Annotated in this window: 11 protein-coding genes and 1 tRNA gene; 6 read left to right on the top strand and 6 right to left on the bottom strand. The window is 64.6% G+C overall.

Annotated features, from left to right (window positions below; genetic code table 11):
• Positions 1-97: 97 nt before the first annotated feature.
• Complete coding sequence (locus tag ACOZ9V_RS13015; protein ID WP_181271619.1) at positions 98-1,717, bottom strand: hypothetical protein; 1,620 nt, start codon at positions 1,715-1,717, stop codon at positions 98-100.
• A gap of 131 nt (positions 1,718-1,848) precedes the next feature.
• Positions 1,849-3,534 carry a hypothetical protein gene (locus tag ACOZ9V_RS13010; RefSeq protein WP_181271620.1) on the bottom strand — a complete coding sequence of 562 codons (1,686 nt, stop codon included), beginning with the start codon at positions 3,532-3,534 and terminating at the stop codon, positions 1,849-1,851.
• 227 nt (positions 3,535-3,761) lie between these two features.
• Here ACOZ9V_RS13010 and ACOZ9V_RS13005 point away from each other — a divergent pair.
• From ACOZ9V_RS13005 to ACOZ9V_RS12990, 4 genes are all read left to right on the top strand, one after another.
• Positions 3,762-3,834, top strand: a tRNA-His gene (locus tag ACOZ9V_RS13005).
• A gap of 148 nt (positions 3,835-3,982) precedes the next feature.
• Entirely contained in the window at positions 3,983-4,828 is an 846-nt protein-coding gene (locus tag ACOZ9V_RS13000; RefSeq protein WP_181271621.1) for a ribokinase, read from the top strand.
• A gap of 108 nt (positions 4,829-4,936) precedes the next feature.
• A complete protein-coding gene (locus tag ACOZ9V_RS12995; RefSeq protein ID WP_181271622.1) occupies positions 4,937-5,854 on the top strand; it encodes a dihydrodipicolinate synthase family protein in 918 nt (305 codons plus the stop codon).
• 211 nt (positions 5,855-6,065) lie between these two features.
• Entirely contained in the window at positions 6,066-8,231 is a 2,166-nt protein-coding gene (locus tag ACOZ9V_RS12990) for a choice-of-anchor I family protein (RefSeq protein WP_434590618.1), read from the top strand.
• Positions 8,232-8,389: 158 nt separating this feature from the next.
• Here the strand turns inward: ACOZ9V_RS12990 and ACOZ9V_RS12985 are convergent, their stop codons facing one another.
• Both ACOZ9V_RS12985 and ACOZ9V_RS12980 read right to left on the bottom strand, forming a co-directional pair.
• Positions 8,390-9,208, bottom strand: coding sequence for a siderophore-interacting protein (locus ACOZ9V_RS12985; RefSeq protein ID WP_181271624.1), 819 nt, complete (start codon positions 9,206-9,208; stop codon positions 8,390-8,392).
• A gap of 128 nt (positions 9,209-9,336) precedes the next feature.
• Positions 9,337-10,668: a glutaminase gene (locus tag ACOZ9V_RS12980; RefSeq protein WP_139908515.1), complete on the bottom strand. Its 1,332-nt coding sequence runs from the start codon at positions 10,666-10,668 to the stop codon at positions 9,337-9,339.
• 248 nt (positions 10,669-10,916) lie between these two features.
• Here ACOZ9V_RS12980 and ACOZ9V_RS12975 point away from each other — a divergent pair, with 248 nt between their 5' ends.
• Together ACOZ9V_RS12975 and ACOZ9V_RS12970 are read left to right on the top strand one after the other, a co-directional pair.
• Positions 10,917-11,786 carry a hypothetical protein gene (locus ACOZ9V_RS12975; protein WP_181271625.1) on the top strand — a complete coding sequence of 290 codons (870 nt, stop codon included), beginning with the start codon at positions 10,917-10,919 and terminating at the stop codon, positions 11,784-11,786.
• Positions 11,786-12,520 carry a hypothetical protein gene (locus ACOZ9V_RS12970; RefSeq protein WP_181271626.1) on the top strand — a complete coding sequence of 245 codons (735 nt, stop codon included), beginning with the start codon at positions 11,786-11,788 and terminating at the stop codon, positions 12,518-12,520. Before ACOZ9V_RS12975 ends, ACOZ9V_RS12970 begins: the two co-directional genes overlap by 1 nt.
• Before the next feature lie 139 nt (positions 12,521-12,659).
• Here the strand turns inward: ACOZ9V_RS12970 and ACOZ9V_RS12965 are convergent, their stop codons facing one another.
• Positions 12,660-13,043 (bottom strand): antitoxin, encoded by a 384-nt coding sequence (locus ACOZ9V_RS12965; RefSeq protein WP_181271627.1) that lies wholly within the window; start codon positions 13,041-13,043, stop codon positions 12,660-12,662.
• A 160-nt stretch (positions 13,044-13,203) separates the two neighbouring features.
• Positions 13,204-14,547, bottom strand: a complete 1,344-nt coding sequence (gene nhaA / locus ACOZ9V_RS12960; RefSeq protein ID WP_373284085.1) for a Na+/H+ antiporter NhaA — start codon at positions 14,545-14,547, stop codon at positions 13,204-13,206.
• Between the last annotated feature and the right edge of the window lie 168 nt (positions 14,548-14,715).

The following is a 14,715-nucleotide window of genomic DNA, read 5'->3' as shown; positions in this document are numbered from 1 at the left end:
CGGCAACGGTGTGGTTGTCATCGCTGCCGAGTCCGCTAACGAGCTGCTCGGCAGCGGCGATGACTCGCAGTTCGGAGTCGAAGAGGCCCACGCGGCCTCACTCCTGTTTTCTGCGGCGTCCCATGAGGTAGATGATGAACCCGACCGCGGCCATTCCGGAGGCGGCGAGGACGAAGATGGGCCAGGAGCTGACGATCGTGGAAATGATGGATTCGCCGAACGAGGTCGCCGGATTCTGGTTGGCTCGCGGGGACGGCTGATCGCCACCCGTGATGAGGTCCGTATCGTCTTTGGGCGCAGGCTCGTCGGGGTTGCGAGGCACAGGGTCCGAGTAGTCAGGGGTTTCGGTATCCTCGTCATCCCCGGGCAGCCATTCGTCACCAGCGTTGCCGGGAATGGTCTCGCGCTCATCATCGGGGGAGCCGTTGCCGTTCGACGGGTCCGGGGTGGTGCCGTCGGCATCAGAGGCTCCGATCGACGAGCCGGAACCATCCTTGTCCGATTCCTTCTCGTCATCGTCGCCGGAGTCCGAATCGGAGCCCGATCTGTCGGAATCGCTGCCGCGTGAGCCGTCCGAGCCTGAGCCGGTGTCGGCGTCAGATTCTCGGCCGTCGGAGTCCTTGTCACCCGAGGTGTTCGCGCGACCCTTCGATCCCGAATCCGATGAGGTGGAGCCATCGGTCGAGGTGGTGCTGTCCGTTGAGGTGTCGCTGTCCGCAGACGACCCGTCCTTGCCGGCCCCGCGGTCGTTCGCAGAGCCGTCGTCGGAGGTGGCGCCGTCCTTGCTGGCGGTCTTGCCGCCGTCCGGGTCACTGTCTGCCTCGGCACCTTCGGATGAGGTCGACCCATCCGCTGTTGGAGAGGGATCGCTGTCTGCCGTCCCATCCTTTTCGGTGCCGGTCTCCGAATCGTCCGGCGTGGAGCCGTCGGGGTCGGTGGATGCGTCGGCCCCGTCCTCGTTGTCGGGATAGGGTTGCCCATCGGTGACGACGATCGTCCCGTCTTTGACCTCAAACGTCCATTCAGGGTCGGGTCCGGAAGGCGCGAACTCTTTGAAGTCCATCGGGTCGGCCTGGCCCTTGGCAACGACCTTGCCGTCGCTGTTGAAGAAGTACACTGTGGGTGCTGCTTCAGCGGTCGCCTCGGCAACGGACTGTCCGCTGTCGTCGGTGTCCGAATCACTCGTGCCCGAATCAGCGTTGTCGTCGGCGGACGATTGTGCCGGAATGCGCTTCATCGACTGTTCCGGTGCCTTGAAAGTCTTTCCGACCCAACTCTCCGGCAAGGTGCCTTCAGGGTTTTCCTGATTGTTCTTCGGAACGGACAGCTGATTGCCGATCATCTGCCACTTGGCGGTGAGTTCGCCCTCGATCGCGCACGGTTCGTCCGAGGTCCACTCCTGATCCTTGCAGGCCTTGTCACCGTCTTCGGTTGGACCCGGATCGGGGCCGCTGTCGGCCCCTCCCTCGGATTCGGCGCTGCTCGAATCCGCGTCGGCACCATTGGTGCCGTCAGCAGTTGAACCAGCGTCATCGCCGGAATCGGAATCTGCTCCGGCGGAAGCACCTGCCTCCGCGTTCGAACTGGCTTCGGCCGTGGGGGTCGGACTCGGCTGCGCGAATGCAGGTGTGAACGTCGCCGAGATAGGTAGTGCTGCCAGGGCAAGCGCGGCGCCGATTGCGGCGGCTCTGCGGCTGAACCTGTGTGAGACTGGCACTACGTTCCTTCGCGGTGGGGATTCCGACTTCATTGGGTCAAGGGGACATGACGTTCAGACACATCGGGCACTATCTTAATGTCTCGGCCAGATGTGTTAAAGCCGTAGGCGTGTTTCGCCGTGGCGCGGAATCAGCGATCCTGCGTCTCTGACTTCTTCGGATATGCGCGAACGGTCGAGTCGTCACCGAGCACCAGGGCCTCGTTGCCCTTGTCGACGACCGCCAGCAGGTCGGTATCGGTCTTGAACGCCTGTTTGCCGGCGAGCAGGCACGAGGTGCTCGTGTCCATCGTGCAGGGCACGATGGATCCGCGCGGTTCGGAGAGATGGATATCACGGCTGGAGACGTCCATCAGCAGCAGACCCGTCTCCAGGTCGAAGAGATATGGACCGATATAGGCGCGTTCTCCCGCCTGCCCGCGCACCCAGGACTTCTCGCCGACGATGTCAGTTGTCGTGGTCACAGTCGAGAGGATCGACCCGTCGTCGAGGGAGTGGACGACGAGCTGGATCCTGTGACCCGAGTTCGTCGAAGCGCCCTGTTCGCCCCACAACGTGATCGCCTTGCCGTGGCCAGCGGAGATCCAGTCGATGATCTTCAGTTCGTCACCGGGGCTTTCGAGCTTGATGCTGCGTTCGTCGCCGGACTTGATGTTCTTCGCTGTGACCGGACCGTTCCAGTCCGAACTGAAGATCTCATCATCGTCGATGGCCATCGGTGTCGAGCCGGCCTGCGGGGTGGGCACGTCTTCCAGGCCCTCGGCGCCGAAGGTCGAGAGCTTGTTGCCCGACTTGATGAGCACGCTCTTGCCTGCGGAGGTGATGCGGGCTTTCTCCGGCAACTGGTAGGTCTTCGGCTTCGATTCCCCGTCGAAGAGCGCCTCGGCGGTATTGCCCGACTGCCACAGCAGGGCCGGGCGGCCGTCGATGACGGTATCGACGGCAAAGGTCGGGGACTGATCGATCTTGGCTTTGTACCGGGACTTGCCGGTGTCGGCGTCGAGGACTTCGAGGCGGTTGTCGTTGACGAGGAGCACGCCGCGATCGGAGGCTGTCACCGAGGCGCGCTTGGGCACCTCGGCTTCCCACGTGGGGGAGTTGTCGTAGCTGGGAACTATGTCCTGGGTATTGTCGACGGAGAGTTCGGAGGCGGGGTTGACCTGCTGCTCCGAACCGATCGTCTGCGGGGTATCGGGGGAGTCGACGGGGACGATATTGGGAACGACGAAGGCGCCGATCATAAGGATCGCCAGACCGATGAGCACGAGTCCTGGGATGGTGATCTTCTTCAGTCGCTGCGGACGGTTGCGTGTCGACCGTTTGCGCACCGGTGTCTTCTTCACTGTCGGCGTGGCCGGTGCGGCCGGTCCGGAGAACGGAGTGCCCATCGGGTAGCTGTCGCCGTTCGACCCTGATGAGTCGTCATAGGCTGCGAAGCCGTTCTGCCCGCTGGCGGACTGGCCGTGTGTGCTCTGGCCGTTCGTGTTCTCGCCGCCTGTGTTCTGGTCGGCGTCGTCCGGTTGTCCGGCCGTCTCAGCCGAACCATGCGCGGACGAAGCGGTCGATGATTCGTCCGCGACCTCCTCGGCGCCGGTGTTGTATTTGGGAACCGCCCCGACTCGGCCATTCACATCGATGCCGATCTCGGTCGTCTTCGTACCGTCGTCGATCGTCACGGTCAGGGGAGTCGCGGTCTCCTTGGCATAGTCGCCGAGGTAGGAGATGGCCTGTCCGGTGTCCGAATAGCGACTCGTCGCCCCGTTGAGGGTGGTGTAGGTGAACCCGTCATCGGAGACGGAGATCAACGCACGAGGCATGTACAGGGTTCCTTGACATCTATCGAGGACAGGGCCGAGTCAATACTAATGAATGTCGAGGGTCGCTCCTACCAGTTTTCCGAAACCGTTATAGATCGCTACTGAATCGTTGCATGTAATGAGATCTGCGTCTCATCGAGCCGAAGGGGCGGTTCTGGTTTGCCCGGGTCAGGCGGGTGCGGTTAAGATGTATCTTGCTGTCTGCGCCTGAAGGCGCAGCGCATGTGGTGGGTATAGCTCAGCTGGTAGAGCGCCGCGTTGTGGTCGCGGATGTCGCGGGTTCAAGTCCCGTTACTCACCCCGATCGGGAAGCCCCGTGATCTGTGCAGATGGATCGCGGGGCTTCTCTCATGTTCGCTGTGTGCCCACGTTTTGCCAACACCCGCCCGATTCCGATCGCCGACAATCGTCGTCGATCCGCCCTCTTTCGATCGTCGATAATGGGGCCATGACCATCGACTGCTCCCTGACGGTCGTCGGCAGCATCAACGCCGATATCACCGCCACCACTTCCCGACTTCCCGCCGCCGGCGAGACCGTGGGAGGAGGCAGACTGTCCCGTTCTCCCGGCGGTAAGGGGGCGAACCAGGCCGCCGCTGCCGCCCGCCTCGGTGCGCGGACCCGCATGATCGGTGCGGTCGGCCCAGACTCCGACGGCAGGGCAATGCTCGAGGCCCTCCGCGCCGCCGGGGTGGATACCGATGACATCGCCGAGGCGACCGCCGAGACCGGGACCGCGCTCATCATGGTCGACGCCCACGGTGAGAATCAGATCGCCGTCTGCGAAGGAGCGAATGCCGAGGTCAGCCTCGACGGTATCGAATTCCGGGCCGACGAGGCCGTGCTCACTCAACTCGAGATCTCCCTCGATCTCATCGTCGAGCTCGCGAACCATGTGCCCGGGTTCCTCGCCGTCAATGCGGCTCCCGCCCTTCAACTGCCCGCCGAGGTGGTCGACCGTGCCGACCTCATCATCGTCAACGAATGCGAGTACTCCCAGCTGCCGCAGCTGCAGACCGCGAAGCTCGTGGCCGTCACCTACGGGGCGGAAGGGTCGGCACTGTTGCAGAGAGGTGAGCAGATCGCCTTCGCCGAGGCGGTCCCCGCGAATCCCGTGAGCACCGTCGGTGCCGGAGATGCCTACTGCGCGGCGCTGACCATCGGCCTGACCAGCGGACTCGAACCGGAGCGCGCGCTGCGGGCGGCCAACGCCGTCGGTGCGGCGGCTGTGGAAGTCGCCACGGCGCAACCGGAGTTCGATCGGTTCGAGATGTACCTGCCTACTCTCGACTGACCTGGCAGACTGAACGCAAGCGGACCCATCCGCTGCTGCCGACCGCGTTTCGTCGCGACCACCCGAGGTTCGCGCCATCGGTGGCCCGCGTCCACCCGAGGAGGATCATTGACGAACACCCCCGACCCGTCCCTGTTCACCGGGCTGAGTGCCTTTCCGCTGACCCCGCTGAAAGGTGGTTCCCTCGACGAGGATGCCTTCGTCGGTCTCATCGAACGTCTCGTCCTCGCCGGAGTCGACTCGATCACGGCGCTCGGATCGACCGGTTCGTACGCTTACCTCGACACCGACGAACGCGCCCGGGTGGCGCAGCTGAGCGTCGAATCCGCCCTCGACATCCCTGTTTTCATCGGAGTCGGTGCACTGCGGACGAGAGACGTTCTGGCCAATGTCGCCTCCGCCGAAGCTGCCGGGGCGCAGGGGGTGCTGCTGGCGCCGGTGAGCTATCAGCCGCTGACCGATGACGAGGTGTTCGCACTCTTCCGCAGCGTCACCGAGTCCACGGATCTGCCCGTCGTCGTCTACGACAACCCCGGAACCACGCACTTCACTTTCACCACTGAACTCTATTCACAACTGGCCGGGCTCGACGGTGTGGCCTCGATCAAGATCCCCGGAACACCGGCCTCGCCCGCCGGATGGGACGAGCGCATCGGAGAGATTCGTGCGGCCATCGGCAGTGAGGTGACGATCGGCATCTCCGGCGATGCCCATGGAGCCGAGGGCCTCATCGCCGGCTGTGATGCCTGGTACACGGCGGTCGGCGGCACCATCCCCGAGCCGATGCTCGAGATCACCCGGGCCGCGGAACTCGGCAATGCGCAGCTCGCCCGCGAACTCTCGGCCGAGCTGCAGCCGTTGTGGGATCTGTTCACCGAATTCGGCGGAAGCCTGCGCGTGACCGCCGCCATCGCCGAACATCTCGGACTCGTGGGTGCAGACACCCTGCCTCTGCCGGTGCGTGACCTCGATGCGGCAGCGAAGCGCAAGGTCGCCGAGGTGGCCGAGAACCTCGATCTCGGCTGAGCTCTCCCTGGCGACCTCACCGACCGCTCGCCTCAGCGCCGAGCGCTCACTGTATACGTATAACGTGAGCGGTCGACGTTAACCGAAGCAGTCGCTGAGTGTGTTCACCATCCGTCCATCTGCGGTTCGGAACCGGTCCATTCCGGGTGCCTATGAATAGGTGTTTGCGGGTTCAGCCGGCCCGCGACGCCCAATCGATCCCGGAGAACCGATGACGATCCCACTGTCCGCGAAGACGCTCACGGCCTCGGCGGCCGCCCTCCTGTTGGCCACCGGTTTCACCGTCGGCGGCACGGCGCCAGGCACGAGCACCGCTCACGCCGCGGAAGTGGACGATCCGATCAGCTCCTCGGCCTCGGACGCTCAGATCGAGATGGGCTTCCTCGGGTCCCACGAGACCGGACAGTTCGACGAGTCCGCCGCCGAGATCACCGCCGTCCACGGCGATACGGTCTTCACCGTCAACGCCCAGGCGGCCACCGTGGACGTCATCGACGCCTCCGACCCGACCAACCCGCAGAAGGTCTCCGAGATTAAGGGCACCGGGGTCGCGAACTCGATCTCCATCCGTGAGGACGGCCTGGGCGTCATCGCCCTCGAGGCCGATGACAAGACGCAGCCGGGCACCGTGATGTTCTTCGACGCGAACGACCCCGAGGCGGACATCCTCGGCGAGGTTCCCGTCGGGTCCCTGCCCGACATGGTCACCGTCACTCCGGACGGCAGCCATGCCCTGGTCGCGAACGAGGGCGAACCGGCCGATGATTTCTCGACCGACCCCGAAGGCTCGGTGTCCGTCATCGATCTCCCCGCCGAGGTGGCCGCGCCGTCGGACTCGGACGTGCACACTGCGGACTTCCACGAGTTCGAGGAGGGCGGAGCGAAGACACTGCCCGAGGATGTGCGGATCTTCGGACCCCAACCCGAAGAGGATCTGCCGATCTCGCGCAATCTCGAACCCGAGTACATCACTGTCGCCGGGGACAGGGCCTACGCGACCCTGCAGGAAGCGAACGCGATCGCGGTCGTCGATATCGCCTCGGCGTCGGTCGAGGAGATCCTCCCGTTGGGCCTCAAAGATCATGGCCAGGCCGGCAACGGACTCGATGCGTCGGACCGGGATCCCGAGGATGTTCCGACCGTGAACATCACGGAATACGAGGGGCTCAAGGGCGCCTATATGCCCGATACGATCTCGACGTTCACCTCCGGCGGCACCGATTACCTCGTGACCGCGAACGAGGGCGACTCCCGTGAGTGGGGCGACTTCGTCGATGCGGCCAGGGTCAAGGACCTCGGCGAGGACGGCCTCGCACCGGTGTGCGAGACCTCGCCGCTGGCTGACAGACTCGGCGACGCGGACCTCGGACGGCTGAACATCATCACCGATCTGGGTCTCAACGACGCCGGCGACTGCTATGAGGAGCTCGTGGCTTTCGGCGCCCGCTCATTCTCCGTGTGGACCACCGACGGGAAGCTCGTCGCCGATTCCGGGGACGAGTTCGAGAAGCTGACCGCCGAGGCGGTGCCCGAGTTCTTCAACTCCAACCATTCCGAGTCGAACCTCGAAGGACGCAGCGACGACAAGGGCCCAGAGCCCGAGGCGCTGACCATCGGCGAGGTGGGGGAGACGACCTACGCGTTCGTCGGCTTCGAACGCATCGGCGGAATAGCGGCCTTCGACCTCAGCGACCCGAGCGCCCCGAAGTTTGCGACCTACTTCAACAATCGGGCCTTCTCGGTCTCCGTCGAGGACGAGATCGAAGATGCCTCGGATCCTGCTGCGCTGCTCGCGAGCGCCGGAGACCTCGGACCGGAGGGCATTACGTTCCTCGGCTCCGATGAGTCGCCGACGGGTGAGGCTGCGCTCGTCGTCGGCAATGAGGTCTCGGGCACGACGAGCCTCTACTCGGTGGCCGATCTCGCGAACGGTGGAGACGACGGCGACGATGAGAACGCCGGGACTGACGAGGATGCTGGTGCTGATGAGAACGCGGGCGCCGATGAGAACGCCGGGACAGATCAGGACGCCGGCGCAGACGACAACGCGGGTGCCGACGACAACGCGACCGAGGATGCTCAGGTCGACGCGGCCGGCAGCGAGTCCGACTCCGAGTCGGGTGCGAACGACAGCGCTCGGGCCGATGCGGGCAGCGAAGCGGATTCGCGCGCTGACGGTGCGGTTGCTGACGGGGCGGAGTCGGATAGCGAAGCTGGCTCGAGTGCAGACGGTTCCGAAGCATCCAGCGACGGTGACGGTGACCCGCTGCCGCGCACCGGTGCCGATCTCGGTCAGTACCTCATCCTCGGCGGCATCGCTGTAGGTCTCATCGCCATCGGCACTGCGGCCTACTTCTTCGCCCGCCGTCGCAGCTGAACCCCAGCCGCACACGACCGCCGACAGCTCACCTCGGCGTCGACCGCTCACCCTATGGCACGAGCGGTCGACGGCAACTCGAGCGGTCAGCGGCGACGATGACGGTGACTAGAGCGGTCGACGGCAACCTGAGCGGTCGGTGTGACCAGGCAGGGAAATCAGTCGATCTGGCCGATGGGCTCGCGCTTCTCGGCCTGGAACTGGTCCTCGGCACGGCCGCGGGCCCAATACGCCGAGATCGACAGCGACTCCCGCGGCACTTCGCGGTCCTTGAGGATCTTGCGGATCGCCTTGATCGTCTCGCGCTCGCCGTGGGCGAAGACCTGCGGAGTGCCCGCACGCCACTCGAGCCCCTCAACTGCGGCAATGAGCTCGTCGTCCGAGTCCACCCATCTCACCTCGACGCCTTCCGGCGCCTCGGGCAGAACGCGATCGGCGTCGTCGGCGACATAGGCCAGGACGACCCCGGTGGCTCCGGTGGGCATGGCTTCGATGGCCGAACTCACCGCGGGGATCGCGGAATGGTCGGCGATGAGCAGGTGCCAGTCGGACTCGGCGGCAGGGGCGTACTTGCCGCCCGCGCCGGAGAGGACCAGCGTGTCTCCCGGCTTCGCGCTCTTCGCCCACGGTCCGGCGATTCCGTCATCGTCGTGGATGACGAAGTCGATGCTCAGCCACTTCTCGTCCAGGTTGATCTCGCGCACCGTGTAGGTACGGCGACTCGGCAGCTTCTCGGGGGATTGCTCGCGCAGCTTCGTCAGGTCGTAGGGCGGGACGAGCCCGTGTGCCGGATCGGCGAAGAGGAGCTTGACGTACTTGTCGGTCGCATCGTTCGAATCGATGTTGTCGAAGGTGTCCCCGCCGAGGCGGATCCGCACCAGGTGCGGGCTGACTTCGGTCGTCTCGAGCACGGTGAGAACAGCCTGCTGGCGGACGGGTCGTGCGGTGCGTTCGGGGGTGTTGGGTGCGGTCGTCACAGGCGGCCTTTCTCAAACGGGGTGCCCCTGGAAGCTCACGGTCGGCCTTGAAGTGTGGAGCCGCCTCGGCGCAGGGGTTCAGTAAGGCTCACCTTATCAAATCTCTGTCGACCACCCACCGGCCCCCGTCAGTTGGAGCGGTCGGCCATCTCCCGACGACGATCGTCGCGGATGCGTTTGAGTCCTTTGACCGATTTGAGCGAATCGAGGATCTGCACACCTGGAAGGGCGGAGTTCGGTCCTTTGCACTGCATCATGTCGTCGGGGTCGAGCAGGACCACGCGGATCCCATCGTCCTTCATTCGTGACAGCGCCTCGGTGAGCATGCTCCGGGCGACGGAGTTGATCTCGTTGACGCGGCGCAGGTCGAGGACGAAGGTGTTCGTGGTGGAACCGGGTTCGTCCATCGTGCGCAGGACGTTCTCCGAACCGCTCCACTGGATGAGTCCCTGCAGGCTGCAGATGCGGACCATTTTGCCCTCAGAGTCGACGAAGCGACGGTCGCGGCGGATGATCGAGCGGGCCGGTTCCGGAGCATCCATGATGTGCAGGCTCAGCCGATCTGAGAGGTCCTGGAAGATCTTCGCTCCGCGGACGCTCGTGCCGTGCCTGTCCAGCCGCGGAGAGAACGTGGCGATGCCGACCTGACCGGGCATGACACCGAAGACACCGCCGGAGACTCCGCTCTTGGCGGGGATCCCGATCTCTGTCATCCAGTCGCCGGCCGCGTCGTACATGCCGCAGGTCATCATGACTGCGAGCACCTGCCGATTGACCCTGGGGGAGAGCACCTGTTCGCCGGTCAGCGGGTTGATGCCGCCGCCGGCCAGCGTCGAGGCCATGATGGCGAGGTCCTTGACGGTGACGGTGATCGCGCACTGTTCGATATAGCCGCGGACCACCTCGTCGGGGTCGTCATAGAAGATGTCGTAGGACCGGAGCATGTTCGCGATGGCGACATTGCGGTAGGCTTCCCGCCATTCGCCGTCGGCCACCGATTCGTCGATCGACAGCTCTCGGCCGGCGAAGCGAGAGAGTCCGGCGCGCACGATCTCCGTGCGTTCGGCCAAGCTTGCACCCGGATCGCCGAGGATGGAGTGAATAGTCATGGCCCCGGCGTTGATCATCGGGTTGAGCGGCCGACCCGACTTCTTGTCCAGGGAGAGCTCGTTGAACTTCTCACCGCTGGGTTCGACGCCGACCATCTCGAGGACCCCGGCCAGGCCCTCCTGCTCGAGGGCGAGGCCGTAGATGAAGGGCTTCGACATCGACTGGATCGAGAACTCATAGTCGGCATCGCCGGAGGTGTACTCGACGCCGTCGAGGGTGGAGATGCAGATCGCGAGCTTCTCCGGATCCGCTGAGGCGAGGTCCGGGATATAGTCCGCATTCTCGCCGGACCGATCCGGTCGGAATCGGTCGAGCGTCTCATCGAGGAAATCCGGGATAGGCGATCGCATGGCACCTCCTGCTGCAGTCGTGGTCGGTTGGCACAGCGTAGCTTGACGCAGACTGCCATTCTCACACACTCCTCCGCCGGCTGCCGATCGTCGGCAGCAGAGCCACCGGTTCGGCCGAACGGGGCCGGTGCGGAGGTACTTCGATGACGCACTCAGCGGCACAGTCTCAGCGCCGCACCCAGCGATTGTTCCAGGTCTGGCACCGACTGTGCAGCTCCTGTGACGGGACCCGGCCATAGTGTGAAGTCATGACCCGCCCCAAGCTGCTCCTCCTCATCGGCATCGCGTTCACTGTCGCCGTCATCGGCGTGATCGTGACCGCGCTGGTGCTGCGGTACTCGGCTCCCCACCCTGAGACCAAAAGCCTGCCCGAACATGCGCTGTCCCCGCAGGAGACCATCACCGAGGTGGCCCCGCACAAGGACGGTACAGTGCAGATCCGCCAAAGGCTGATCTTCGAGAGCCCGCCTGAAGGCGGAAAACCGGTCGGTCTGTGGATCAGTGATGTCGGCGTGGGCAGTGATCCGCGGACCGGCAACAGGCTGGCGATGATGCCGAAGCCGTCGGCGCTGAGAGCAGTCGAGCTGAGCACAGCCGACGATTCGACCCAGGCATCGCCGAAGACAGTCGGAGAGCTGCACATCGACGTCGAAGAGACGAAGCAGGAGGGCTTCGACCAACCGCGGGTTCTCTTCGAGTTCACCCCGCAGGATTCCGACGGAAAGGCCGTGCCGTGGAGCGAAGGCCGTCATGTCGTCGAGCTCGAATACGTCCTTGACGATGTGTTCATCACCGTGGCCGGCGAGGAATTCTTCGCCGTGCCCGTCCCCGTGATCGGGAATGGTCAGCGCACACCGACGACGCACACTTTGGACATCGACACCGACGGGCCGGTGTACTGTCCGGCCGACAACGTCGACTTCGATCTTGGTGACGGGTGTGACGCTGAGGCATTCTCGCGAGTCGATGACAGCGATGCGATCAACAGCGGCGACGCGGCCGAAGACGGAACCCATATGGTCTGGCGGGAGTCCCTGACGGACAGTCATGAAATCATCGCCTTCACTCCTCCCACGGGAATGACAGTATCCCCGATCCCTGCAGAGGAGAGGCAGTGATGAGCGAGACGAAGAGAGGATTCGGAACCCGGGGAGCGTTCTCCATTATGGCGGCGCTCGCCGTGACTGCGGTGATCACGACTGTGATCGTAGCGCCCGGCGGAGTGGATGCAGCGCCGAACCCGCTGCGAGACAAGACTGCTGAGCACACGGTCAGCATCGCCGTCGATGGCAGCTACTCGGTGCGGATGGATACGAAACTCGAGCTGGCGCTGGAGACAGCATGGGGATTCGGTGGTGACATCCATGACGGATTCCGCCTGCCCGACTCCAAGTCTCTGCTGCCGCCGTACCTGCGTGCGCGCTATTCGAATCCGCAGGGAACCATCGATTCGGCTCCCGCCGAGGCGACTATCGAGGAAGAGCTGCATTCCGTCGATATCGGATTCTCCACAGACAGGCTCACTGCAGGAGCTCATCGAGGGGTCCTCAACTACGAGGTGGCGGGGGCAGCGGTGCCTGCAGCAGACATGAACGGCGATCAGGACAATGGCGTCGTCGTGTATGTCCGTCCCTTGGACCGAGGAGACCTCGTCATCGAGTCCGCGGCACCGATCTCTGCCGTCGACTGTGAGGTCTTCTCTCCCCGTGGCGAGTCATGCGGAGAGAAGACGGGGGACTCGTGGACTGTGCCGGCCGAGGATCTCCTGCACGATCGTGCTGTCATCGACGCAGTGCGGATCACGATCGACGCCGATCCGAAGGGTGTGCCGGCCCCGGACATCGATTCCTGAGCCAGGATTGTCTGCACAGTCGCATATCTGACCCTGCTGGCCGCACCGTCAGCCGCACCGCTGCGTCCGCTTAAGACCGCCGAACAGAGATCGAGCCCCTGCCGCAGTCGGCAGGGGCTCGATCAGGTGACGCAGATGATCAGCGGTTTCCGGCAGGTCCGTTGCCGCCGTCGAGACCGTTGTCGCCACGATCATCTCCGCGGACATCGTTCCCACGAACGTCGTCGCCGCGGTTCGCACCGCCGGGCTGATCGTCGCCGCGGTTCGCACCGCCGGGCTGATCGTCGCTGCGATTCGCTCCACCGGTCTGATCACGGTCATTGCCGATGGCATTGTCGGCGGCGTCCCGGGCCTTCTTGATCTTGTCCGAGTGCTTGCCTCCGGTCAGGGAGTCAGCGACACCGGCGGCCTTGTCGAGGACGGAGTCGGTGACCTTCTCAGCTTTGTCAGAATTGAGCTTGTCCTTGACCTTGGGATCATTGGCGAGGTTCTTGGCCTTGTCGAGGAATTTGTCGAATGCCATGGCACGGTCCTTCTCAGTTGGTCGGATGCACTGTCGATGCTGATCGTGGGGATGAACACGGACGTTTCGAAGCCTAGTGCGGCTGTCTGTGACGGAACTGGCAATCGGCTGCTTCGGTTTCGCCGGTCACCGACGGACCACATGCCCGTGACCGTCTTCCTTATACGCCTGAGGCGGACTGCTTTCGTGCCTGAAGCAGTCGACGATAGTGGGCATTCCTCACAGCGAGGATGAGCGCGGCGGATACGGCCGAAAACAGGGAGGCGCTGAGGACGGCGACCTTCGCCACATCGTGTTCGACCGAACCGGCGGTGAAGCTGAGCTCGGCGACGAGGAGCGAGACGGTGAAGCCGATGCCGGCAAGCAGCCCGATGCCGGTGAGGTCGGCCCAACGCAGACCAGGATTCAACCCACCGGTGAACCGGGTGACCAACCAGGTGGAGACGAGGATGCCGACAGGCTTGCCCACGATCAGTGCCGTCACGATCCCGTAGGTCAACGGGTGGGAGAACGCCGAGGCCAGACCGTGGGTTCCGCCGATATCGACGCCGGCGGCGAAGAATGCGAAGACCGGGACGGCGAAACCGGCCGACAGCGGTCGAAGGCGGTGTTCGAGCGCCTCGGCGAGGTCGATTCCGGACCTACTGTCGGCATCCGGATGGAGGTCGCTGGAAGCACCGTGGTCGGTGCCGATCGCGCGGTTCGAACCACGACCGACGACGGCGGGGATCGTGAAGCCCAGCAGCACTCCGGCGATGGTCGCGTGGACGCCGGAGGCGTGCATGAACGCCCAGGCGGTGAGTCCGAGGGGCAGGAGGATGACCCACGAGGCCCAGGTACGGTCGACGAAGAAGCGACGGAAACGGCTCGCGATGAGCCCGTAGACGATGACGATTCCGAGCGCCGCGACAAGGGGGAGAACCGCGATGGACTCGGTATAGAAGATCGCGATGATCGCGATCGCCAGCAGATCGTCGACTGCGGCCAGGGTCAGCAGGAAGAGGCGCAGCGCTTTCGGCAGGTGGGAGCCGACGATCGCAAGGACGGCGACGGCGAAGGCGATGTCTGTCGCGGTGGGGATCGCCCAGCCGCGCAGGAGCTCCGGGCGGGTGAGCAGAAACGCCGCACAGATGAGGGCGGGGACGAGGACGCCGCCGGCCGCCGCAGTGATCGGGACGACGGCGGTGCGGAGCCGACGCAGGTCACCGCGGGTGAATTCCGCCTTGAGCTCGATGCCGACGAGGAAGAAGAAGATTGCGAGCAGTCCGTCGGCGGCCCATTGCCCGATGCTCAGCCGCAGATGCCACGGTTCGTAACCGAACTCGATATCGCGGAGTGCGAAGTATCCGGCCGACGCCGGTGAGTTCGCCCAGATCAGAGCGGCAGCTGCGGCGACGAGGAGAAGGGCGCCGCCGACGGTGTCGCTGCGGAGCGCCTGGAACAAGCGCTGTCCCAGAGGGGTCGGTGAGGCGAGTGGTGAAGCGGTTGCAGAAGTGGTGGTCACAGTGATCCCGTTCGTGGTCGGCAGAGAAAAGGGTTCGACCCGAAGAGTGGATGTGCAGACTGTGCTCAGTTCGTCGACGCTGAGCGTACGTACGTGAATCGAGCGGACGTCGTCGGCTCGGACGATGAACTCTGTCGGAAGATCACACCAGGGGTCGGGGCGGACGAT

Origin of the sequence: Brevibacterium sp. 1718 (genome assembly GCF_051131255.1) — a bacterium.
Lineage (GTDB): Bacteria > Actinomycetota > Actinomycetes > Actinomycetales > Brevibacteriaceae > Brevibacterium > Brevibacterium sediminis.
Note: the sequence above shows the minus strand (reverse complement) of the source record. Positions and strands in the feature narration are given on the sequence as shown.

Excerpts from the sequence above, each read along its gene's own strand:
- ACOZ9V_RS12990 (WP_434590618.1), top strand. The coding sequence starts at position 6,066 with ATGACGATCCCACTGTCCGCGAAGACGCTCACGGCCTCGGCGGCCGCC.
- ACOZ9V_RS12980 (WP_139908515.1), bottom strand. The coding sequence starts at position 10,668 with ATGCGATCGCCTATCCCGGATTTCCTCGATGAGACGCTCGACCGATTC.
- ACOZ9V_RS12975 (WP_181271625.1), top strand. The coding sequence starts at position 10,917 with ATGACCCGCCCCAAGCTGCTCCTCCTCATCGGCATCGCGTTCACTGTC.
- ACOZ9V_RS12965 (WP_181271627.1), bottom strand. The coding sequence starts at position 13,043 with ATGGCATTCGACAAATTCCTCGACAAGGCCAAGAACCTCGCCAATGAT.
- ACOZ9V_RS13000 (WP_181271621.1), top strand. The coding sequence starts at position 3,983 with ATGACCATCGACTGCTCCCTGACGGTCGTCGGCAGCATCAACGCCGAT.
- ACOZ9V_RS12970 (WP_181271626.1), top strand. The coding sequence starts at position 11,786 with ATGAGCGAGACGAAGAGAGGATTCGGAACCCGGGGAGCGTTCTCCATT.
- ACOZ9V_RS13010 (WP_181271620.1), bottom strand. The coding sequence starts at position 3,534 with ATGCCTCGTGCGTTGATCTCCGTCTCCGATGACGGGTTCACCTACACC.